This is a genomic window from Chryseobacterium sp. 1B4 (assembly GCF_036631475.1).
Lineage (GTDB): Bacteria > Bacteroidota > Bacteroidia > Flavobacteriales > Weeksellaceae > Chryseobacterium.
This window is the reverse complement of record NZ_JAPNUF010000003.1, coordinates 87632-108172: the sequence shown is the minus strand read 5'-3', so window position 1 is coordinate 108172 and position 20541 is coordinate 87632. Positions and strand designations below refer to the sequence as shown.

At 33.4% G+C, this 20541-nt stretch carries 21 protein-coding genes and 4 pseudogenes; 18 read left to right on the top strand and 7 right to left on the bottom strand.

The window, feature by feature from the left end; translation table 11 throughout:
* Positions 1-44: 44 nt before the first annotated feature.
* Both OWR28_RS02325 and OWR28_RS02320 read right to left on the bottom strand, forming a co-directional pair.
* Positions 45-275 carry a hypothetical protein gene (locus OWR28_RS02325; RefSeq protein ID WP_332385314.1) on the bottom strand — a complete coding sequence of 77 codons (231 nt, stop codon included), beginning with the start codon at positions 273-275 and terminating at the stop codon, positions 45-47.
* Positions 275-550 (bottom strand): hypothetical protein, encoded by a 276-nt coding sequence (locus OWR28_RS02320; protein WP_332385313.1) that lies wholly within the window; start codon positions 548-550, stop codon positions 275-277. Before OWR28_RS02320 ends, OWR28_RS02325 begins: the two co-directional genes overlap by 1 nt.
* 182 nt (positions 551-732) lie before the next feature.
* Between OWR28_RS02320 and OWR28_RS02315 the strand changes: the two genes are divergently transcribed.
* The gene (locus OWR28_RS02315; RefSeq protein ID WP_332385312.1) at positions 733-1428 is read left to right on the top strand and encodes a S24 family peptidase; all 696 of its coding nucleotides are present in this window, start codon (positions 733-735) and stop codon (positions 1426-1428) included.
* Positions 1429-1675: 247 nt separating this feature from the next.
* Here OWR28_RS02315 and OWR28_RS02310 read toward each other — a convergent pair whose 3' ends face one another.
* The 3 genes from OWR28_RS02310 to OWR28_RS02300 all read right to left on the bottom strand — a co-directional run bounded on the left by OWR28_RS02310 (position 1676) and on the right by OWR28_RS02300 (position 3121).
* Positions 1676-2086 carry a hypothetical protein gene (locus tag OWR28_RS02310; RefSeq protein ID WP_332385311.1) on the bottom strand — a complete coding sequence of 137 codons (411 nt, stop codon included), beginning with the start codon at positions 2084-2086 and terminating at the stop codon, positions 1676-1678.
* Positions 2050-2754, bottom strand: a complete 705-nt coding sequence (locus OWR28_RS02305; RefSeq protein WP_332385310.1) for a phage integrase SAM-like domain-containing protein — start codon at positions 2752-2754, stop codon at positions 2050-2052. The genes OWR28_RS02310 and OWR28_RS02305 overlap by 37 nt, the downstream gene beginning before the upstream one ends.
* A gap of 154 nt (positions 2755-2908) precedes the next feature.
* Positions 2909-3121, bottom strand: coding sequence for a hypothetical protein (locus OWR28_RS02300; RefSeq protein ID WP_332385309.1), 213 nt, complete (start codon positions 3119-3121; stop codon positions 2909-2911).
* A gap of 637 nt (positions 3122-3758) precedes the next feature.
* Here OWR28_RS02300 and OWR28_RS02295 point away from each other — a divergent pair.
* The 7 genes from OWR28_RS02295 to OWR28_RS02270 all read left to right on the top strand — a co-directional run bounded on the left by OWR28_RS02295 (position 3759) and on the right by OWR28_RS02270 (position 9760).
* A complete protein-coding gene (locus tag OWR28_RS02295) occupies positions 3759-3926 on the top strand; it encodes a hypothetical protein (protein WP_332385308.1) in 168 nt (55 codons plus the stop codon).
* 23 nt (positions 3927-3949) lie between these two features.
* Entirely contained in the window at positions 3950-4102 is a 153-nt protein-coding gene (locus tag OWR28_RS02290) for a hypothetical protein (protein ID WP_332385307.1), read from the top strand.
* Between the two features lie 65 nt (positions 4103-4167).
* On the top strand, positions 4168-4860 hold the full coding sequence (locus tag OWR28_RS02285) for a hypothetical protein (RefSeq protein WP_332385306.1): 693 nt from the start codon (positions 4168-4170) through the stop codon (positions 4858-4860).
* 209 nt (positions 4861-5069) lie between these two features.
* Positions 5070-5522 carry a CPBP family intramembrane glutamic endopeptidase gene (locus OWR28_RS26745; RefSeq protein WP_494168420.1) on the top strand — a complete coding sequence of 151 codons (453 nt, stop codon included), beginning with the start codon at positions 5070-5072 and terminating at the stop codon, positions 5520-5522.
* 114 nt (positions 5523-5636) lie between these two features.
* Positions 5637-6617: a beta-barrel domain-containing protein gene (locus OWR28_RS02280; RefSeq protein WP_332385305.1), complete on the top strand. Its 981-nt coding sequence runs from the start codon at positions 5637-5639 to the stop codon at positions 6615-6617.
* Positions 6618-6676: 59 nt separating this feature from the next.
* On the top strand, positions 6677-8836 hold the full coding sequence (locus tag OWR28_RS02275; RefSeq protein ID WP_332385304.1) for a peptidase domain-containing ABC transporter: 2160 nt from the start codon (positions 6677-6679) through the stop codon (positions 8834-8836).
* Positions 8837-9532: 696 nt separating this feature from the next.
* Positions 9533-9760, top strand: a complete 228-nt coding sequence (locus OWR28_RS02270; RefSeq protein ID WP_332385303.1) for a glutathione synthase — start codon at positions 9533-9535, stop codon at positions 9758-9760.
* A gap of 773 nt (positions 9761-10533) precedes the next feature.
* On the opposite strand, the gene OWR28_RS02265 is transcribed toward OWR28_RS02270, so the two are convergent.
* Positions 10534-10752 carry a hypothetical protein gene (locus OWR28_RS02265; protein WP_332385302.1) on the bottom strand — a complete coding sequence of 73 codons (219 nt, stop codon included), beginning with the start codon at positions 10750-10752 and terminating at the stop codon, positions 10534-10536.
* Between the two features lie 20 nt (positions 10753-10772).
* Positions 10773-10973, bottom strand: coding sequence for a hypothetical protein (locus OWR28_RS02260; RefSeq protein WP_332385301.1), 201 nt, complete (start codon positions 10971-10973; stop codon positions 10773-10775).
* A gap of 239 nt (positions 10974-11212) precedes the next feature.
* Here OWR28_RS02260 and OWR28_RS02255 point away from each other — a divergent pair, with 239 nt between their 5' ends.
* The 10 genes and pseudogenes from OWR28_RS02255 (at position 11213) to OWR28_RS02210 (ending at position 20492) form a co-directional block, all read left to right on the top strand.
* Positions 11213-11764: a glycine zipper domain-containing protein gene (locus OWR28_RS02255; RefSeq protein ID WP_332385300.1), complete on the top strand. Its 552-nt coding sequence runs from the start codon at positions 11213-11215 to the stop codon at positions 11762-11764.
* A gap of 116 nt (positions 11765-11880) precedes the next feature.
* Positions 11881-13028: pseudogene (locus tag OWR28_RS02250) on the top strand (LIC_10190 family membrane protein).
* An 81-nt stretch (positions 13029-13109) separates the two neighbouring features.
* Positions 13110-13487: a hypothetical protein gene (locus OWR28_RS02245; RefSeq protein ID WP_332385298.1), complete on the top strand. Its 378-nt coding sequence runs from the start codon at positions 13110-13112 to the stop codon at positions 13485-13487.
* 9 nt (positions 13488-13496) lie between these two features.
* A pseudogene (gene aroC, locus OWR28_RS02240) lies at positions 13497-14566 on the top strand (chorismate synthase).
* Positions 14567-14583: 17 nt separating this feature from the next.
* Complete coding sequence (locus OWR28_RS02235) at positions 14584-15147, top strand: thioredoxin family protein (RefSeq protein WP_332385297.1); 564 nt, start codon at positions 14584-14586, stop codon at positions 15145-15147.
* A pseudogene (locus tag OWR28_RS02230) lies at positions 15144-15694 on the top strand (TlpA family protein disulfide reductase). The gene OWR28_RS02235 and the pseudogene OWR28_RS02230 overlap by 4 nt, the downstream one beginning before the upstream one ends.
* Before the next feature lie 83 nt (positions 15695-15777).
* Positions 15778-16119 (top strand): YkvA family protein, encoded by a 342-nt coding sequence (locus OWR28_RS02225; RefSeq protein WP_332385296.1) that lies wholly within the window; start codon positions 15778-15780, stop codon positions 16117-16119.
* A 121-nt stretch (positions 16120-16240) separates the two neighbouring features.
* Positions 16241-17627 (top strand): annotated as a pseudogene (gene pyrF / locus OWR28_RS02220) (orotidine-5'-phosphate decarboxylase).
* Positions 17628-17670: 43 nt separating this feature from the next.
* Complete coding sequence (locus OWR28_RS02215; RefSeq protein WP_332385295.1) at positions 17671-18477, top strand: hypothetical protein; 807 nt, start codon at positions 17671-17673, stop codon at positions 18475-18477.
* The gene (locus OWR28_RS02210; RefSeq protein ID WP_332385294.1) at positions 18468-20492 is read left to right on the top strand and encodes an aminopeptidase; all 2025 of its coding nucleotides are present in this window, start codon (positions 18468-18470) and stop codon (positions 20490-20492) included. The genes OWR28_RS02215 and OWR28_RS02210 overlap by 10 nt, the downstream gene beginning before the upstream one ends.
* Positions 20493-20541: the final 49 nt, after the last annotated feature.

Here is a 20541-nt window from a genome sequence, read left to right as displayed (position 1 = left end):
TTAATTTAATTTGTTGTTTAATATAACCTGATCAACTTCTGATCTTACAAAGTATACTCTATTTCCAATCCCATAAGAAGGAATCCTTTTTCTTTCATCCATCGCCACAAGGTTGTTTTGTTAATTTTCAAAAGCGAACAAACATCTTCTCGCGTTAAGTATTCAGTATTATTTTTTTCTACAATATCTTTTTTGATAGTTGCTGTTAATTCCGGGATTAAAGAATCTTTTAACTGCTGAATAAAATCCTTTGACGTTACAATTACCGATTCCATTATATACAGTCTAAAATTGTTTTTAATGTCCTTTTATTTTTCTTGGCTTCCCTTTCGTTTGCCTCAATGTTTTGATATGCAATTCTGATCAGCTTATCAATAGCTTTCTTATTTAGTTCAGTCACTCTTGACGTTCCGTTCTTAACCTTTAGAATTAATGAAGAACTAATATTGGTTTCCGCCCCAATACAGGCTGCATCTTTTAAAGTTGTATTCTTGCTTAACAACTCTGTAAGACTTTCATCCAAATAATCTCCCACTTCAATTTTTTTCATAAGCAATTTGTTTTAAATATTTTCAGGGATTTCCCCATTTTTATAAAGATTTCTTTTGTTTATCTTTGCGTGCTGTTATCTGATAACAAATGTAGAAATTTTTTCTACACAAACAAACTTTTTTGTAGATTTTTTTCTACAAAAAATATAACTATCTGAAAATCAGAAATAAAAATTACATTATGCTTGTAGATAGACTAAAGGAATTTATCAAACATAACAACTTATCAGTTAGAGAATTTGAAAGAATTTGTAATTTTCCCAATGGAACTGTTAATGCATTAAAAGATTCTATTACGAATAAAAGAAAGAATTCAATTGTAGAAAATTTTCCTACATTAAATATTATATGGCTTCTTACTGGAGAGGGAGAAATGTTGAACACCAATAATACCACTGAAATTTACAACCTTAAACCTAAAACATATCCATCACATATAGAAGTGAGGTTAGTCACTAACAAGGCCCGAGCAGGTTATACAGATAGTTATTACGCAGATGAGTATTTAAAAGACTTGCCAGTAGTGTTAGTTGAAGCCGACAAGGAGTATAAAGGTAAGTATATGGCTTTTGAGGTTGACGGTGACAGTATGGAGCCCGATTATTATGCTGGAGATATAGTAATAGGAAGAGAAATAAAACGGGATCTATGGCAATATAAGCTACACTATAAAGACTATGATTTCATTATAGCACATGGTACGAAAGGTATAATGCTTAAAGAAATAATTGATCATAATGTGGATACTGGCGAAATTGTATGTCATTCTTTAAATAGTAGCCATAAAGATTTCACACTTAATCTGCATGAAGTATCGTTCTTATATAATGTAGTAGAGCATAGAACAAGTGGAAGAACAAAACGAAGAAATAGATGAAAATAAAGCTCCAAACGGGGCTTTTTCTATGATAGCTTTTTATTTGATATTTCCCGGAACGTTTTTGCTGTTTGCATAGCCCAATCATCCGCAGTCTTACCAATGTAGTTTAAAAATTGAGCTTCTGACTTGTGTCCGGTAATTGCCATTAGTTGTGGAGTTGTAAAAAGTTTATTCCCATAAAAATTAGTTGCAAAAGACCTTCTGCAAATATGTGATGATACCAAATAACACTTTTCCGTTTCAACTATTTCATTTTTTTCAAATCTTCATTATACACTTTCCCTTTCACTTTATCATGAATTTCAGCAATTTCACAAACCTTTTTTATATGTCTGTTGAATAATGCTGAATTTGAATCTGGTTTATCAGAAAATACAGGAGGGAAATTACCATTATATTTTAAAAGTATCTCTTCTACTTCATTATGCAGTGGTATAACAACCATATCGCCTGTTTTTTGCTGCGTTAATTCGATAAATCTAAATGAATTACCCTCTGAATCAGTCTTAGTATAAATCATCTTTTTATTCATTCTCAATAAATCACTAGCCCTCTGGCCAAGGAAGCACCCAAGAACCAGCCAGTCTTTTGCAATACAGAGATCATTATCAGCGGGGCTTATATTTTTAATCTTTTCAATTTCATCAAAAGACAAGAAAACTTTATAATCTGTATTTGTTTTTCCGGTGGAAAACCCCGCACTTGATGATGGATCTTCTTCCCGTTATCTTCTGCATCAAAAAGAATAGTTTTTAGATTTTTAACAAATCTTGCCGCGGTTGTTCCAGCTAAATTACAATCATCGACTAAGTAGTCTTTAAAATCAATCAACACCTTTCCGGATATTTCCTCAAAACTAAATTTCTTTTTCTTTTTGTCTTCATATCCCGAAAATCTATCAAATAGATTATTAAGTTTTACAATTTGATCTTTCCTGGTTGTTGAAATATTTTTTTTAAATTCCCGAAATTTATCTAGATAATTCAGAAACAAATCTTCGTTCTTTTCCGGATTCTTAATTATATCTCGATTGAAGAACACGTCAATTTTTTCATCAAGCCAACTTTTAGAAAAGCCCACACCTGTAGAATAATCTTCATTGTAAGACTTTATAATAAACAGGGAAAGCTCATTTAATTCAACAGCTAATTTTTTATATTCCGGCAACTTTTGAATAGGAGCGGAATTTTTAGCACTCCAATATATAGGATTAATTGTTTTACCAGTTTTTGATTGAAATACAAGCTCTCTACTAATTGAAAATCTTAAGTATATTTGTGCAGATGCTGATTTATGAAGAACGCGGAATTTTACAGTTGCCATTTTAGAATTATTGTTGGAACAAAACTAAACAAATTCCAACGCAATTCCAACCATTATGTAATCTGATGCAATTTAATGATACTATATACAAACATGTATTGTCTATAAATCAAATATTTATATTCGTTTAAATATTTATTAATTGCATGTGATTTTAATTATTAGGTACGCTAGGTACCTCAGAAAAAACCTCTAAATTATTAGAGGTTTTTTTGTTTTTATCCCTTTTAATTTTTTTCAAATATTCCATTCTTTTATCATTAAAACTACTTATAAAAAAACAGTAAGCCTCTTTATGATACCTTTTGAAAGAACGACCGGAACCAATAGAGATGTTGCAGCAGCCAGCCCGTAAATCAGCCCCCATAGAGAAAGTGTTTTATGAATTCTGCTTAAAATTTATCCGTCAGGAAATTTTAATGTAGTTTTTGGGCTAATTGTTGTCAATAAATAACTTACTTCTGTTTTCTTAGTTCATAATTCCATAAGAATAAATATTAACTTATTTTTTTCACAAATGAAATACGTTGTACTTTTCATTAGCATTACATGTCATATTGTATTCCATAGCTCCAAACGGGGTTTTGTTTTGGGCGGATGCTTATGAATGAAACGGTATCCGTATACACAGAAGTTTCATTACGAAGCCTCAGCCTGCTGTGATCTGCCAGCTACAAAAAGACCCTTTGGGAGTCGTTCTGGATGATACGACCGGAAAATTGTGGATATCCTATTTTTTAGACGTTTTTAAACTACAATGATGTTCATTTATCTTTACATTATTTTCTTCTGTACGTTTCAGGATTATGGCATATTTGTACGGAAGATAGCTGCATGACTCCGCAGCATTTCTTTATAAGAGATTCCAAATAGTGTTGTATAATGTAAAAACACAAATATTTTCCTTTTCATAATGCGCAGTATGAAAAGTCTAAATAGTGCTGATCAGCAAAAAAACCATGTCAGGGATTGTATGACAAAAAATTAACTTTAAAATTAAACAAATGAAATTAAAAAGTTTAAGTTTAGTAGAACTAGATGTTCAAGAAAGTATGGAGATAAATGGAGGCAGTGGCCCAGGAACTGGATATGGAACTGTTAATCCGAAAGACTGGAAAAAAGTAGTTCATGCCATTGGTGATTTCATAGATGGATTTATGGAAGGATTATAAGTATTAACCTAAAAAATAAAATTATGAATAATTTACAAGAATTAAGTTTAATCGAATTACAAACAATAGACGGAGGTCACGATGGAATGGCTCATGATGTTGGTGTAGCTGTAGGAAAAGCTGTAAAACTCGTTGGAGGTGTTCTGGTCCTTGTTGCAATATTTACAGGATCTTAAAGAATTTTAAAGAATGTCTATGAATCTTTTTTTCATAGACATTCTTTCCAAAGAAATACATAATAATGAATTTTTATAATGTTTTTGATGTAAAAAAATCTTTTACAAAAATTCCATTACAAGGAAAAATTAAAAAAATATTTATTTCCTATCTATTAATTTTATTTTTTATTGCCATTTCTATAGTTTTAATACATATTATTGATTATCTCGTCACAGAAATACTGCATTACAATTCAATTTTATCTGAATTTAAAAAATCCCATGAAGACAGAAGTAAATATAGTGTTATAAAAATTGTACTAATAGCTCCAGTTATAGAGGAAATATTGTTCAGATTAGCTTTAAGAAGATCTAAATTGAATCTTGCAATATTTGCATCGTTTTTATACTTTGCAGCATTCTACAAAAGCTTTTATAAAATCAGCTTAGTGGATATAAATTTTTATTACGTTTTAACAACATCTTTTGTAGTTGGTTTTATTTTTTATTCTAAAAGTAATTATTTCCCTAAAATAAACTTAATAGAATTTAAAATGTTTACTATTATATCAATAACTTTATTTGGCTTAATGCATATAAATAATATTAAGCCTATTTTCAACTTAGTCCTTTTCTATCCTTTTTATGTTATACCACAAATGATTATGGCATATTTTATAACTAATATCAGATTGAAATTCAATTTTTGGTGGGGTGTCATTTTGCATTGTTTTATAAACCTTACAAGTATAATATTGCATACGATAACACAATAAAAATTCCATGTTATGAATTCATCCAAACTAAAAAATATTTTCTTAATTTTCGGAATCATCTATTTATTAGATGGATTTTATACTCTATTTTTTGAACCTAATAAATTATACAGTGTTTTAGGCTATTCAATTACCAAAAACCAGGAAATTTTCAGACAATTCATGACTGCATCTATTTTACTCGTTGCCTATTGGAAACAAAAAACCAAATGAAACTTACATACAATAAAGGAACTTTAATTTTTATAATTTCATTCACCTTAGCAGTACTAAATGGGTATTTTTTTAATTATATTAATGATGCATATTTACATTTTAATGTAAATTATAATAAACATCAAAATATTTCAAAAAATGAGCTCAATTTTATTGCAATTTGTATAGCACCTATTCTGGAAACTTTGATTTTCCAGCATATTTTGTATCTGATTCTTAAAAAAATTAAAATCAAAAATGATGTAATATGTATAATCATCATGAGCATTGTCTTTTCATCGATGCATTACTACAATTGGTTATATATGGTGATGACATTTTTTGGAGGATTAATTTTAAATCATCTTTATGTCTATTATTATAAACATAATAATAAATACAGCTTTATTCTGACTGTTCTTTTCCATTCATTATTTAACCTTTACGGTTATCTATTTATAATGTAAAATTATTTTTTCAATGTTCAAAAATCAATTTATATAGGAATATTAATTCTTGTAGTTACCTTCCTGTGCATTTTACCAATAATAAAAGTCCCCATTTCCTCTTCATCAAGAGGTGTGATACGATCTGTTCAGGAGAACACTAAAATTTCTGCTATTGTTTCAGGGAGAATTATTTATAGTAAACTAGAAAAAAATAATCAGGAACTCAAACAAGGTGATACATTGCTCATTGTAACAGCAGAGCAGCTGGATACTCAAAAGAATTTACAAAACAGCCAAAATTCAGATTATTCCGCACAATTGCAGGACTTAAATAAACTGACAAGAGGACAAACTTCAGGCTTACAAACCGGGCAATACCAAAGAGAATTATCTGCTATGCAGGAGAAAATTGCCCAGGTACAAACACAATTATCCTTGGCCCAAAAAAATTTTGATAGAGCAGCAACTCTTTACAATCAAGGGGTAGTCCCAAAAGCAGAATATGATAAATTTTTCTACAATCTTCAAGGACTTAAAAACCAGATTGCCGGAATAAGAGACCAACAGGTAGCCCAATGGCAAACGCAGAAAAGAGAGGTAGAAAGACAAATCCGTTCTCTAAGCTCAGAAGTGCAGCGTATTTGCCAGGAGCAAAAAAACTATATCATTACAGCTCCCGTTTCTGGGAGGCTTGTAAACTTCGCCGGAATACAGAAAAATAACTTTTTGACGCAAGGGCAAAGCATAGGAGAAATTTCGCCGGAAGTTTCTTTGGTTGCAGAATGCTTGGTTTCGCCAAAAGATATAGGCTTTATACATAAAAGCCAGAAAGTAAAATACCAAATCGATACTTATAACTACAATCAATGGGGATTATTGGAGGGCAAGGTTTCTGAAATTGATCAGAATATTAAAATTAATGAACAAACCGGAGAAGCTTTCTTTAGGGTAATCTGCCAAATGGATAAAAGCTACTTACAATTGAAAAACGGCTACAAAGGACAAGTTGACAAAGGAATGACTTTTACAGCACGTTTCCATCTCGTTGACCGTACATTATGGCAATTATTATTTGACCGTGTTGACGATTGGTTTAATCCTAAATTAAAATAAGCTTTTACGTAAAATACCGTGAAAACTTTTTACTATAATATTAAGGTTCTAACACACAAATGAAAAGAGATATATTCATAAAGCAACATGATATTAAAGATTGTGGTGCTGCTTGCCTTGCTTCTGTTGCCGTACACTACGGATTAAAAATGCCTATTGCTAAAATCCGACAAATATGTCATACTGATACAAGAGGAACAAATGTTTTAGGGTTAATACAAGGGTTGGAACAAATGGGCTTCAATGCAAAAGGGGTAAAAGGAGGAGTTGATGCTTTGCCGGAACTTCCATTGCCAGCTATCGCACACATTATTGTTAATGGACAAATGCATCATTATGTAGTCATTTACAAAGTTACAAAAGATAAAATTACAGTAATGGATCCTGCAAAAGGAAAATTGGAAGATTATAAAATAGAAGATTTTTCAAAAATCTGGACTGGTGTACTTATTCTTTTGGAACCCAATGAATATTTTGAGCAGAGAGACGAAAAAACAAGCCTATATAAAAGATTCTGGAACTTAGTTCAGCCACACAAAAGTATCTTAATCCAAGCTTTATTAGGCGCATTGGTCTATACTATTTTGGGGCTGTCAACCTCTATTTATATTGAAAAAATAACAGATTATGTTTTAATTGATGGAAACAAACGGCTTTTAAACTTGCTTTCCATAGGAATGCTTGTAATACTGCTGTTTCAAATATTTATTGGAGCTATGAAAAGTGTTTTGGTATTGCAAACCGGACAAAAGATGGACAAACATCTTATTCTAGGTTATTACAAACATTTGCTAAAACTCCCGCAGCGTTTTTTCGATACCATGAAAGTCGGGGAGATCATTTCAAGGGTGAATGATGCTGTGAAAATAAGAACATTTATCAATGATGTTTCCATACAGATTTTTGTCAATATTTTTATTATTATTTTTTCATTTGCTTTAATGTTCACCTATTACTGGAAGTTGGCACTAATTACAGCATTAGTGATTCCTTTTTATTTTTTAGTGTATTGGATTACCAATAAATTGAATAAAAAAGCAGAAAGACAATTAATGGAGGATAGTGCTGAATTGGAATCTCATTTAGTTGAATCAATCACTTCAGTGAAAACAATTAAACAATTTGGAGTAGAAACTTTTGCTAATAATAAAACGGATAATGCCTTTTCAAGATTATTAAAAACAATTTATGCTTCGGTAATGAATGCCTTATTTTCGGGAAACTCATCAGAGTTTTTATCCAGAATATTTACGATTGTATTACTTTGGGCTGGTTCAGGATACGTGATCGACAGAGTGATCACTCCAGGAGAATTATTATCATTCTATGCTTTAATAGGATATTTTACAAATCCTGTATCTCAATTAATCGGGATGAATAAAACTATTCAAAATGCTTTGATAGCTGCTGATCGCCTTTTTGAAATCATGGATCTGGAACGAGAGGAAAATACAGAAAAGTTAGATCTCATTAAAGAAAACACTGGAGACATACAATTTAAAGATGTAAGTTTTAGTTATGGAAGCAGAGTTGAAGTTTTTACGAATTTTAACTGCCTGATCAAAAAAGGTGAAACTACCGCTATTGTTGGAGAAAGTGGAAGTGGTAAAACTACCTTAGCTTCTTTGATTCAAAATTTATATCCACTCAAAACAGGAAAAATTATGATTGGTGATTATGATATTAATTATATTTCCAATTATTCATTAAGGAATTTAGTGTCTGTTGTTCCGCAACAAATCGATTTGTTCTCCGGAAATGTGATTGAAAATATTGCTTTAGGAGAAGAGTTTCCAGATATACAGAGGATTTTAAACATCACAAAAAACTTAGGTATATTAACTTTCGTTGAAAAATTACCCAATGGATTTCAAACTTATTTAGGTGAAAACGGGGCCTTATTATCCGGTGGACAAAAACAAAGAATTGCGATTGCAAGAGCTTTGTATAAAAACCCTGAAATTTTGATATTGGACGAAGCCACTTCATCATTGGATACTGAATCAGAAATGGTAATTCAAAATACTCTGCAAGAATTTAGAAATCAAGGCAAAACGATGATCATTATTGCTCATCGTCTAAGTACTATTGCCAATGCAGACAATATTCTTGTTATAAAAGAAGCACAGATTATAGAGCAGGGTAAACATCAAGAGCTTGTCACTAAAGATTCAGTTTATAAATCCATGTGGGAAAAGCAAAGTATAAAGCTGAACTAATCCAAAACTAAAATAATGATTGACTTAATACTTAAATTATTCTTGTTAATTCTAGATATTTTATCTTTTCTTAGCATATGCAAGTAGCTTTATTTAACTCAAATAATTTCCCGTCCAGCTGATAATTAATATTTGTAAATCCTTAATATTTCTTTTATTTATTACAAAACAAGCTCTCCGTTAAATGGGAAGAGCTTGGTAATAATGCAAAAAGTGATGATGGATAGAAAATTATCTGATTCAAAGATAGAGGATTTACCAGGGTACGTTTATGAGCAGCGTCATAATCAGGACAAAAAAATCCCCGGAAATTCCGAGGATAAAAACTAATAACCATGAAAACTCAAATTAAACATGAGTTACATTTCTATATTGAAAAATCGTGCCAAGAATTTCGATTTTAAGAAAAAAGTTCAATTCTTCATGCGGCACCATTTTTATCAATTCAGCATTTTAAACCAATTATAATGATACTTTAAAAACAGCCTCATAATTACCCATAATAATTTCAGATAAATCTAAAGCTCCCGCAAAAGTATTAAAAAAAATAATTTACATTTTAATAAAATAAAATTTACATTCAGGACATAAAATTTTTTAAATAAAATAAACTGATCGGCCATAAAAAAATTTTCAGTACCAAATTGGCACACTTTTGTTCTTAAAATAAATGAACCTACCTAAAATTAAATCATCATGGCACAGAAAATTTTTAATAAAGAGGATTTCACAAAGACCAATGAAAAAGAATATCAGCTGGAATATACGATCGGTGAAATAGGTGAAGGGGTTAATCTTATCGTGGAAAGACTGACTGAACAAGGAAAATATGAAATTGTTCAGGCGCCATTACGAAGATCTGATAACAAAATATTTATCGTTTGGGATTCCCCGTTTGATGGCAGAGTACTCTTTGATATATAAGTTAAAGAGGATCTATTATTATTAAAAAAAGCCCCCAGAAATGGAGGCCTCAAAAAACACAAATGATGAAAAAAATTTTATATCAGAGATAAAAATTATTTATCTATTAATTCTTTATCAAAGATAAATCAGTCTTTTTTAATTTTATGAGTACAGTCATAAAATTATTATTTCTTTTAAATATGGGCCTTCCGTTATTTATCAAAAAGAGACAATAATAAAAAAATGGGAGTCCCATTCTCATTATTTGTAATATTTTACAAATTTTCTCCTATTGCACAACCTATTTAATTCCCCCGGATAGATTACTCAGATATAATAAATGGCTTCCCGAAACAAGAAACCATTTTGATAAATATGGAACGAAAATGCATGTAATAAAAATACGTTTTCCGGACCAACATATATATGCGCAGAATCATAAAAGGCTATAAAAGAAAAGCCTCCGTTTGGAGGCCTAAAAAACACAAATGATGAAAAAAATCTATTTAGAAAAATCCAAACAGAATATTGTAGAATCATTGCAACGCATCTTTATCATTACATTTTCCGAGACAGAAAATATATACAATAAGTAAATTGAATGATGAATACTTCTCTAAGAATACGGACTTCATCCTGAAGAAAAATAATTTACATAATTAAAATCTATTAGTATTTATTTAATACAAAATACAATCAAATAGGATAAGCTAATAGCAGTTATGCAATTGAATTAATAATCTTCATTTCAAGAACAGGTAAATTTAACTAAATTTTGGGGTTCACAAGGTCTATTCCTCCCAAATAATCGGAATATACACTGTAATATATCCATCCGAATCTACCTGCGCATCCGAAACAGTAGCAACTACCGTTCCATACCCTACCCATCCACCTTGTCCCTGCATGGCAGAAAAAGTGTAGGTTCCTGCAGGAAGACCATCATAGTATTGCGGGACCGACTGGAATCCACCACTATAATAAGTATCATACACTTCTCCTGTAGCCATATTTTCAGCAAGAAAACTTCCTACATCATAATTGCCTGAAAGAATTTTGGTGCCGCTTTTGAAAGAAGTCCATAGCGGATCTTATAAGTCTGTGTTTTTGGTGCTGTATCAGATAATTCTGCACCTTTTTTATTGTTATCGGCTATTTCCGCAGAGGAAAACGATGTTGCAACAGCCAGCAATCCGATACATGCTGAAACTGTAAAAATTGATTTTTTCATATTAAAAGTAATTTGGCCTTCAAAAATAAACAACTTATATGAATTTAATAAAAACTACCAGTGAATTAAAATTTACAAATAATCCTGAAACCCTGCATCAACAGTACAAAATCAATTACATTCATGAATTTTCTCTCTTTTCCGTTATAATTTTAACATTTATTAACTAAATTTTGGCTTCATAATTGAAAATAGAATTAAAATCAAAGTCATTTGACTTTATGCTTAAAATTTGAATTATGAGAAAGATAGTATTGGCAGGTTTTTTATCCGTCTTTTTAATGACGGCCTGCAAGAAAGATGACAGCGTTGCCGAGAAATCATTGGAAGCACAGAAGCTTGAATTTCAGGCCAGACAGCTGGAAATAGAAAAACAAAAGCTGGCTATTGAAAAAGAAAAAATGGTATATGAAGCCCAGAAAAAAGCAGATAGTATATCAGAAAGCAAAAAAGCAAAAGTTGCTGCTGAAAATAATTCAAGACCAAGAGTGATCAGAGAAACACGAACAATATACAGAGACAGAAGTTCAAATTCCGGGTCAGGAGGCAGTAACGGTACTTACGCCAATAACGGAAGCGGTACTTCACAGGGAACTACTCAGAAAAAAGGATGGAGTAAAGCGGCTAAGGGAACCGTCATCGGAACCGTAGGCGGAGCTGCTGTAGGAGCTCTTGTTGCGAAGAAAAACAGAGGACTGGGTGCTGTAATTGGCGGTGTTGTAGGTGGTGCTACAGGATATACTATTGGTAGATCTCAGGATAGAAAAGACGGAAGGGTACAACCCCGTTAATAAATATTTTCACAATAAAGATAAAGATTGCTTATTTTTAAGCAATCTTTTTTTATGCTACTGATTCTGTTTTCTTCAATTTTCATTATTCCGGTCTTAACAGGCTGGGGGAAATCATGGAAAATTTATCGGGGATTTTATTTCAGGGAATCACCGGGAAGATCCTGTCCGGAATTCTTGCAATAAGCCTGACATGGACAATTATCTCTTTCTTTTTTCCCTTAAACATTTATATAGAAACTGCTTCCATACTCCTGGGGTTATTCCTATTTTTTAAGAATAAACTCTACCTGCAGCTTTATCATTTTTCAAAAAAGATTTTACATTAATTGGCCTTGCAAGCCTCGTCATTCTATTCGCCGGAGCTTTCTATCCTTATATATCGGATCATTTCGGGTATTATATTCCAACGCTTGAATGGCTTACAGAATATGGATTGGTAAAAGGAATTTCCAATGTAGATCTCACCTTGGGCCAGATGTCTGTCTGGCATATTTTTCAGGCCGGATTTTCAAATTTTTCAGATCCGTTTCTAAGGATCAACACAATACTTCTGATCATTTATATATGGTATACTGTTGAAAGAAAAAACTGGATCCATCTCTGTTTTCTTCCGGCGCTGCTGCTGTTTTCACAATCTCCAAGCCCTGACCTTCCCGGTATTATTTTATCACTGATTATTTTAAATGAACTCATAACAGGAAACAAAAATACCTCTCTCCTTTTTGCCTTTTCAGCATTTGTTTTTGCAGTAAAACCAACGATGATATGGCTGCCTGTTCTCATACTCTTAAGCTCTGTTTTTATTTTGAAGAATAATTTCAAACATTTTCTTTTTGGCATTCTTATTCTTTTTTTATTCTTTATTAAGAATCTGTGGACATTCGGGTACCCCATCTTTCCTGTGGCGATAGGTGATCTGGGACTGTCCTGGAAACCCAATCCGGAAGTTTTAAAAATATCTTCAAAATTTGCAGTCATGAAAACCTATGATATGCAGTATTCTTATGAAGAAATTCAAAAATTTTCTGCTGTAGATCATATTAAAAACTGGTTTTCTCTTGAAGGGATTAAATCAAAAATCAATATCCTTTTTATTCTGAGTCTGGTTATTTTCATATTATTTACAGCCATAAAAAAGAAAGTTCATCACCTTCATCTGTATTTCCATATTGATAAAAAGCATGCTGGTTCTGGCTTTTTCAGCTCAATACAGATTTTTTCTGGATGTTTTTTTTGTGATATTCTTTGTTCTGTCCTATGAATATTTTAATCAAAAAAATCCATTGTTGCTTTTTCTGTGCTCAGCTTATTTTTCATTTCAATGCTCTCTTTTCCGGAAATTATGCAGAAATATATTCCGAGTTTCCGTTCAGGAAGTTTGGCGGCCGGATTTGAAAAAGAACAGCTTTACAAGCCTTCAATCTATAAGTACCAGCGTTTTGACACCTTTAAAGTAGGGAATTTCAACTTTAATGTTATCCATAATTATCCTTACAGCTTTGACACTGCAATTCCTGCTATAACACCGGCTTATCTTCTCGATGATGCAAAAGCAGGTATTTTTCCACAACTTTCAGACAAGAATGATGTGAAGAAAGGATTTATCTGGAAAAAAATGTCCTCAAATGAAAAAGAGAAGTCCAAAAGATTATCAATACTATCAAAATCACTTATAAACAGAACTAATCCTGAAACTTTATTATCTGAAGAAAAACGGTAATTTTGTATCATGTTCAATACATTAGGTAATCTTCTTAGTCTTACAACATTTGGAGAAAGTCACGGAGTGGCTTATGGCGGTATCATCAATAATTTTCCGGCAGGTTTAACGGTAGATCTCGATAAGGTTCAATATGAACTGAACCGAAGAAAACCCGGCCAGTCAGCAATTGTTACACAAAGAAAAGAAAGTGACACTGTAAAGTTTCTTTCGGGAATCTTTGATGGGAAAACAACAGGTACTCCAATCGGTTTTATCATTGAAAATGAAAATCAGAAATCAAAGGATTATGATCATATTGCAGGCGCATATCGTCCGAGCCATGCTGATTTTACTTATGATCAGAAATTTGGCTTCAGAGATCATCGCGGCGGTGGAAAATCTTCTGCCAGAGAAACCATGAACTGGGTGGTTGCAGGAGCTCTTGCCAAACAGCTTTTACCAGATATTGAGATCAATGCTTATGTTTCCTCCGTAGGGGATATTTTCTGTGAAAAACCTTATCAGGCATTAGACTTTTCTCAGACAGAAAGCAATGATGTCCGTTGCCCGGATGCAGAAACGGCAGAAAAGATGATAGCAAGAATCAAAGAAATCAAAAAAGAAGGAAATACTATAGGAGGAACAATTACATGTGTGATTAAAAATGTTCCTGTAGGAATCGGTGAGCCTATTTTTCAAAGCTTCAGGCTGAACTGGCAAAAGCAATGCTTAATATCAATGCCTGCAAAGGTTTTGAATATGGAAGCGGCTTCTGTGGAGCTAAAATGACAGGAAAGGAGCATAATGATGCTTTCAATACAGATTTCACTACAAAATCTAATCTTTCAGGAGGTATCCAGGGTGGAATTTCCAATGGAATGGATATTTATTTCCGGGTAGCCTTCAAGCCTGTCGCCACGATTCTGAGACCTCAGGACAGCATTGACAAGGATGGAAATCCTGTAGTGGTAGAAGGAAAAGGGCGCCACGATCCTTGTGTAGTTCCAAGAGCTGTTCCCGTGGTGGAAAGTCTTGCTGCATTTGTATTGGCAGACCTGTTTCTGATCAACAAAACAAGAAATATCAATAATTTTTAACATAAATCTTTTTGGTAATGAAAAATTACTGGGATAAAGGAATTTCTTTTGAAGAATATCTTCAGATTGCAAAAGAAAGATTGGAGCATCCTGCCAACCAACAGGAAGCTGACTATAAACAATATTATGAGCTGGGCCTTCAGAGAATGGACAGAACGGTAAAAAAATACGTTCCGGATGAAGATCAGCTGAAAGAACTTGCTGCCAAAAACTTTGACGGAAAGATCTTAATCATTTCTGAAGCATGGTGCGGAGACGCAAGCGCAACCGTTCCAGCTGTTTTCAGATTTTTTGAAGGACATAATGAAGTAAGGGTTTTCCTGAGAGACAGTGATAAGAGCTTAATCAATAAGTTTCTGACCAATGGCACGGAATCTATTCCAAAAGTCATTATTCTTGATAAAGACCTGAATGTAAAAAATTCCTGGGGCCCGCGTCCTAAATACGGATATGAGCTTTTGATGAAATATAAAGCAGATCCTGAAGCGTATCCAAAAGACACCTTCTATAATGATCTGCAGATATATTATGCTAAAAACAGAGGAAAAGATGCTGTTCAGGAAATTTTAGATCTGCTATAAAAAAGAGGTATGAAAAAAATATCATTTATCTTGTATTAATCGTCATTATCGCTGGTATTGCTTTCATACCGGGAGTAAGAAATTTTTTAAAGGATACATTCTTTCCTGTCGCAACTATTGAAAATGCCGTACATATAAGTGAGGAAGATTATGATATAGAGCTTAAAGGCATTAATGCACCCAGTACAAACCTGAAAAATTTTAAGGACAAAGGTATTTTCCTGAACTTCTGGGAACCTGGTGCCCACCCTGCAGAAAAGAATGGCCTTCTATTCAGAAACTGTATGATTCCAGAAAAGATCATGTAGATTTTGTACTGATTGCTATGAATGACAAAGAAGAAGATGTAAGGAAATTTTTGAAAGAAAATAACTATACCGTTCCTGTATATATTGCCCAAAGCCCGATTTCTGAGAAAATTCTTCCCAAGGTGTTCCCTACCACTTTCCTACTGGATAAGCATGGAAGAATCCTTATTAAAGAGGATGCTACAAAAGACTGGGACACAGAGACTGTGCATCAGTTAATTGACAATATTATCAAATAATACTTTAACTAAATTTTATAATTTGTTGGTACAGGATTTGCGAAATTTATAGCGTTGAAAAATTTATTAAATCCAAACACAAAATGAAATATTCAAAATTAAATCTTGCAAAAGAAGCCATCAGCCACAAAGGTTTTGTAAAAAAAATCCCTGATATTTTCAGAATGGTCAGAATGTGGAGAAAAGGAATTTATCCTATGAAATCCATAGATATTATTCTTCCCTTACTCGGAATTTTATATGTCATCTCTCCTATCGACCTGCTTCCTGAATTTGCCATACCGGTACTTGGAGTAATGGACGACCTGGCAGTATTGTCACTTACCATTCCTAAGCTCATCAAAGAGGTTGATAAATTTTTGTTATGGGAAGCCGAGCAAAAATACAGAGGCACTCAAGTTATCGATGCTGAAATCATAAAATAATAGTTTATTATATTTTTCACGCCATCCTGGTACATCCGGGATGGTTTTTTATTTACAAATGAGTGATAAATTTTTAAGCCTTATTTCAATTCCTTAAATTTGCAACATCTAATAAAAAATAATGGAAAGTAAAAAAGAATTCTTCTTAGAGTGCTACAAACTAGGCATCATCAAATTCGGAAGGTTTACCCTGAAAAGCGGTATTGAAAGTCCTTTTTATGTAGACCTGAGACCTTTGGCTTCAGATCCTAAAATTTTAAAAATCTTGCTAATTATTTATTGGAAATGCTTCCGTTAGATAATTTTGATTTAATCTGTGGAGTTCCTTATGCTGCTCTTCCTATGGCAACTGCGATGTCTCTGGAAAGCTATATTCCATTAATTATTAAAAGAAAAGAGGCTAAAAGCTACGGTACAAAAAAACTGATTGAAGGAATTTACCAGAAAGGGCAGAACTGTCTGCTGGTAGAAGATGTGATCACTTCTGGAAAATCTTTACTGGAAACCATTCCTGAAATAGAACAGGAAGATCTTAAGGTTTCTGATATTGTTGTGGTACTGGACAGAGAGCAAGGCGGGAAACAGCTATTGGAAAGCAAAGGATACAGAGTACACACGCTTTTCAATATTTCGGAAGTATGCAATATTCTTCAGGAAACCGGAGAATTATCGGATGAAGAAGTAAAAGAATCCAGGACTTCCTTCAGGGGAATCACATCCAGTTCGAAGAAGAAACCAGATCTTCTTATGAGCAGAAACTTCAGGCTGCACAGCATTCAGTTTCAAAGAAATTACTGGAAACAGCTTTGGCAAAAAAATCAAACCTTATTGCTTCTGCTGACGTTACTACAACTCAGGAGCTATTGGAGTTTGCTGAAAAAGTGGGTCCGCATGTGATTGCTTTAAAAACGCATATCGATATTATTTCTGATTTTGAATATGAAAAAACAATCACCACTTTGAAAGCTATTGCTGCCAAGCACCAGTTTTTACTGATGGAAGACAGAAAATTTGCAGACATTGGAAATACCCAGGAGCTTCAGTTCACAAGCGGGGTTTTCAAAATTACAAACTGGGCAGATTTTGTCACGTCTCAGGTTATCGGAGGTTTTGAATCTTTAGACTGTTTCAAAAATGTAGGAGTTGTAGCGATTGTTGGAATGTCGTCCAAAGGAACATTAACAACAGCAAGCTATCGTGAAGAGGCTTTAAAGGTAGCTTTATCTCATCCCAATGTAATCGGCGGGGTTTCTCAGAATAAACTTCCCGAAGAACTTTTATTATTCACACCAGGGATCAATCTGGCAGATTCCGGAGATGGAAAGGGACAGCAGTATAACACTCCTGAACATGTATTCAAAACGCTGCACACCGATTTTATTATCGTAGGAAGAGGAATTTACAAATCCGATGATCCTGAAGCCTCTGCGATCACTTATAAGACAGAGGGATGGAATGCGTATATTAATTCTTTGGAAAAAAAGCAATTCAGGGTTAAAATGCTATAAAGTAAATACAAAATAAGTTATATTTGGGCTTTATCACGAATATTTGAAAAAGATCAGCATTTGCCTTATTTTGTTATGGGGAGTCGTACAGGTTTCTGCGCAGACAGACAGTATATACATTGAAGCTAAACTGTCTCCTGACAAAAAGAACCTTGAAGTCAGCCAGGAAATTGTTTATTACAATCATTCCGGAAAAGACCTGCAAACCATAAAACTTCTGAACTGGGTTTCCGCGTACAATAAACGGGGCACCTCTTTAGTCTACAGAAAACTGGAAGACCGGAATAATGATTTACATTTTGCGAAGAGCAGTCAATTAGGGAAACTTCTTGAACTGAATATTAAAGATTCTGAAAATGACGTTACCCCTGTCAATACGCTCTCAGATGAAAACCTTTTTATTCCTCTGAAAAGTGCACTAAAACCCGGTGAAAGTGTTTCTTTAAAGCTGCAGTATAAAATGCAGCTTCCCGATAAAATTTTTACGGGATACGGAACATCCGCTCAGAATATTTTATTAAAATATTTCTTTATTGTTCCGGATCATTTTGATCCGGACAATATTTCCAAAAGAAACTACCATGATATTGAAGAACAGGTAAGTTTCAATACTTTCTGGACCATCAACTTTGATATTCCTGTTGATAATTTTGTAGAAGGCAATCTTCCGCAGGTTCAGATGAACTCATTTAAGGGATACCTTGATTCAGACCCTGAATTCCTGGTTTCCACAACAGCCTTTCCTGCTATAAAAACCAATGTTGACGGAGAGGAAATAGATATCAAATTTGGATATAACCTGAGACCTGAGGAAAACAAAACCTGGAATTTTATCTTCCTTTGCAATTAAAGTTCATTAAAGAACGCATCGGATTTCTTCCGAAAAGTATTTTTATTTCAGATAAATTCAGAGCCAAAGAAGATTTTTTCGGGAATAATGATATTACTTTCTGGAAATTCAGGTTCCGTTTATTTACCGATACAGAAAATACAGATCTGGATTATTTTGGGATCATGGCCAAGAAAGTTTTGGATGAAAAGGTAATTGCAGATAAAGAAAAAGATCACTGGTTTAAAAATGGTTTAAAATCTTATCTGGAAATTCAGTATCTCAAAAAGTTCTATGCTGATACAAAACTTCTGGGAACACTTCCTGAGACCAGAATTTTTGGCCTTAAACCATTAAAATTATTCCATGCTTCCAAGGTAAAACTTCTTGATCGTTACGGACTTTCCTATCAGTATATTATGCTGCAGAATCTTGACCAGAAGATTGACGAGCATTTTCCTGTTTTAAGTAACTTCAATGATATGGCTGTCAGCAGCTTTGAAACCGGGAGTCTTTTCAACTATTCGGCTGACAAAATGGGATATGACAGCTTTAATGAGATTGTAAAAAATTATATCTCCCGAAACTCAGGAAAGAAAATCAATCCTGAAGAGTTTCTGACAGATCTTTCTGAAAAAAATAAATCAGCGGCCTATCTCTCGGGCTTCTTCAAGCAGAAAAACAGGGTTGATTTTAAATTGAAAAATATCAGAAAAGAAAATGATTCCCTGCAAATAAGAATTATAAAAAATACGGACCTCTCTATTCCGGTAAAATTACAAACAGAAACCAGAGAAGGAGAAAAGAAGGAATACTGGGTAGACACAGAGGAAAATGAACGTGTTTCCACTTTATCCCTGCCTGCATCAGAAAATATCTATAAAGTCACTTTAAATAACGGTTATATTTTCCCTGAATCCAATTACCGGGACAACTTTCTGTATGCAAAGGGACTGTTTTCCAATGCAAAAAAAATTAAACTTAAATTAATAAAAGATATTCCTAACCCGGAATACAATGAAATTTACATCAGCCCAAGAGTACGTTTCAACAATACTTACGATAAATTTCTTTTGGGAATTAATTTGAAAAATCAGTCTTTATTTGATCAGAAGTTTCTGTACTCCGTTACGCCAACCTACAGTACCGGAACAGGAAAATTAACAGGGTCCGGAGCTGTATCCTACTCTTTTCTGCCTGCTGAAAGCATCATCCGGAGTCTGACATTCGGTGTTTCCGGCTCATACTTTCATTATGATTATAATCTGGCGTATAGAAAAACATCCATATCTTCCTCTATCAATTTCAGAAAGAATCCGAGAAGTACAGTAAGCAGAGGTATAGGAGTTTCCTATAATTATTTTGAAAGAGACCTGAGTCCTCAAATGATCGCTAATAATGACTACAGCAAATATAATCTCTGGAGTATCGGATACGGCTATAGCGACAGCCAGATGATTCATGAAAAAAGTTTTAGTTTGAGCGCTCAGGGAATGGAAGATTTCAACAAAATAACCGCTGAAGGCTTCTACAGATGGGAGTTTGCTCCTAAGCAAAAACTCAGTTTACGTTTGTTTGCCGGATATTTCTTAAGAAACAATACCCGGAATAACCTTTTCAATTATGGAATTTCCAGGGTTTCCAACTATTCCTTCTCTTATACTCTTTTAGGGGAAAGTGCCAGCAGCGGTCTTCTTTCACAGCAGTTTATACTGGCTGACGGTGGTTTTAAATCTTTTCTGCCCGGATCGGTAAACCAATGGATCACCTCTGCCAACGTAGATTCTAGTGTATGGAAAATATTCCATGTGTATGCTGATGCGGGGGTTTATAAAAATAAAGATCTTCCAGCCAAGTTTATATGGGACACCGGAGTTAAAGTAAGGATCATTCCGGATTTTCTGGAAGTGTATTTCCCGATACAGTCTTCTTTAGGATTTGAACCTTCATTCAAGGATTATGGAAAACGTATCAGATATACATTAATTCTCAATCTCGGTTCCATTATTAACGCAGCAAGAAGAGGCTGGTATTAATAGTAAAATTATTGCAGATTCTGTTGGTCTATTAAATTGGCAGAAAACA

Excerpts from the sequence above, each read along its gene's own strand:
- OWR28_RS02325 (WP_332385314.1), bottom strand. The coding sequence starts at position 275 with ATGGAATCGGTAATTGTAACGTCAAAGGATTTTATTCAGCAGTTAAAA.
- OWR28_RS02320 (WP_332385313.1), bottom strand. The coding sequence starts at position 550 with ATGAAAAAAATTGAAGTGGGAGATTATTTGGATGAAAGTCTTACAGAG.
- OWR28_RS02315 (WP_332385312.1), top strand. The coding sequence starts at position 733 with ATGCTTGTAGATAGACTAAAGGAATTTATCAAACATAACAACTTATCA.
- OWR28_RS02305 (WP_332385310.1), bottom strand. The coding sequence starts at position 2,754 with ATGGCAACTGTAAAATTCCGCGTTCTTCATAAATCAGCATCTGCACAA.
- OWR28_RS02300 (WP_332385309.1), bottom strand. The coding sequence starts at position 3,121 with ATGGGGGCTGATTTACGGGCTGGCTGCTGCAACATCTCTATTGGTTCC.
- OWR28_RS02295 (WP_332385308.1), top strand. The coding sequence starts at position 3,759 with ATGAAATTAAAAAGTTTAAGTTTAGTAGAACTAGATGTTCAAGAAAGT.
- OWR28_RS02290 (WP_332385307.1), top strand. The coding sequence starts at position 3,950 with ATGAATAATTTACAAGAATTAAGTTTAATCGAATTACAAACAATAGAC.
- OWR28_RS02285 (WP_332385306.1), top strand. The coding sequence starts at position 4,168 with ATGAATTTTTATAATGTTTTTGATGTAAAAAAATCTTTTACAAAAATT.
- OWR28_RS26745 (WP_494168420.1), top strand. The coding sequence starts at position 5,070 with ATGAAACTTACATACAATAAAGGAACTTTAATTTTTATAATTTCATTC.
- OWR28_RS02275 (WP_332385304.1), top strand. The coding sequence starts at position 6,677 with ATGAAAAGAGATATATTCATAAAGCAACATGATATTAAAGATTGTGGT.
- OWR28_RS02270 (WP_332385303.1), top strand. The coding sequence starts at position 9,533 with ATGGCACAGAAAATTTTTAATAAAGAGGATTTCACAAAGACCAATGAA.
- OWR28_RS02265 (WP_332385302.1), bottom strand. The coding sequence starts at position 10,752 with ATGGCTACAGGAGAAGTGTATGATACTTATTATAGTGGTGGATTCCAG.
- OWR28_RS02260 (WP_332385301.1), bottom strand. The coding sequence starts at position 10,973 with ATGAAAAAATCAATTTTTACAGTTTCAGCATGTATCGGATTGCTGGCT.
- OWR28_RS02255 (WP_332385300.1), top strand. The coding sequence starts at position 11,213 with ATGAGAAAGATAGTATTGGCAGGTTTTTTATCCGTCTTTTTAATGACG.
- OWR28_RS02245 (WP_332385298.1), top strand. The coding sequence starts at position 13,110 with ATGCAGAAATATATTCCGAGTTTCCGTTCAGGAAGTTTGGCGGCCGGA.
- OWR28_RS02235 (WP_332385297.1), top strand. The coding sequence starts at position 14,584 with ATGAAAAATTACTGGGATAAAGGAATTTCTTTTGAAGAATATCTTCAG.
- OWR28_RS02225 (WP_332385296.1), top strand. The coding sequence starts at position 15,778 with ATGAAATATTCAAAATTAAATCTTGCAAAAGAAGCCATCAGCCACAAA.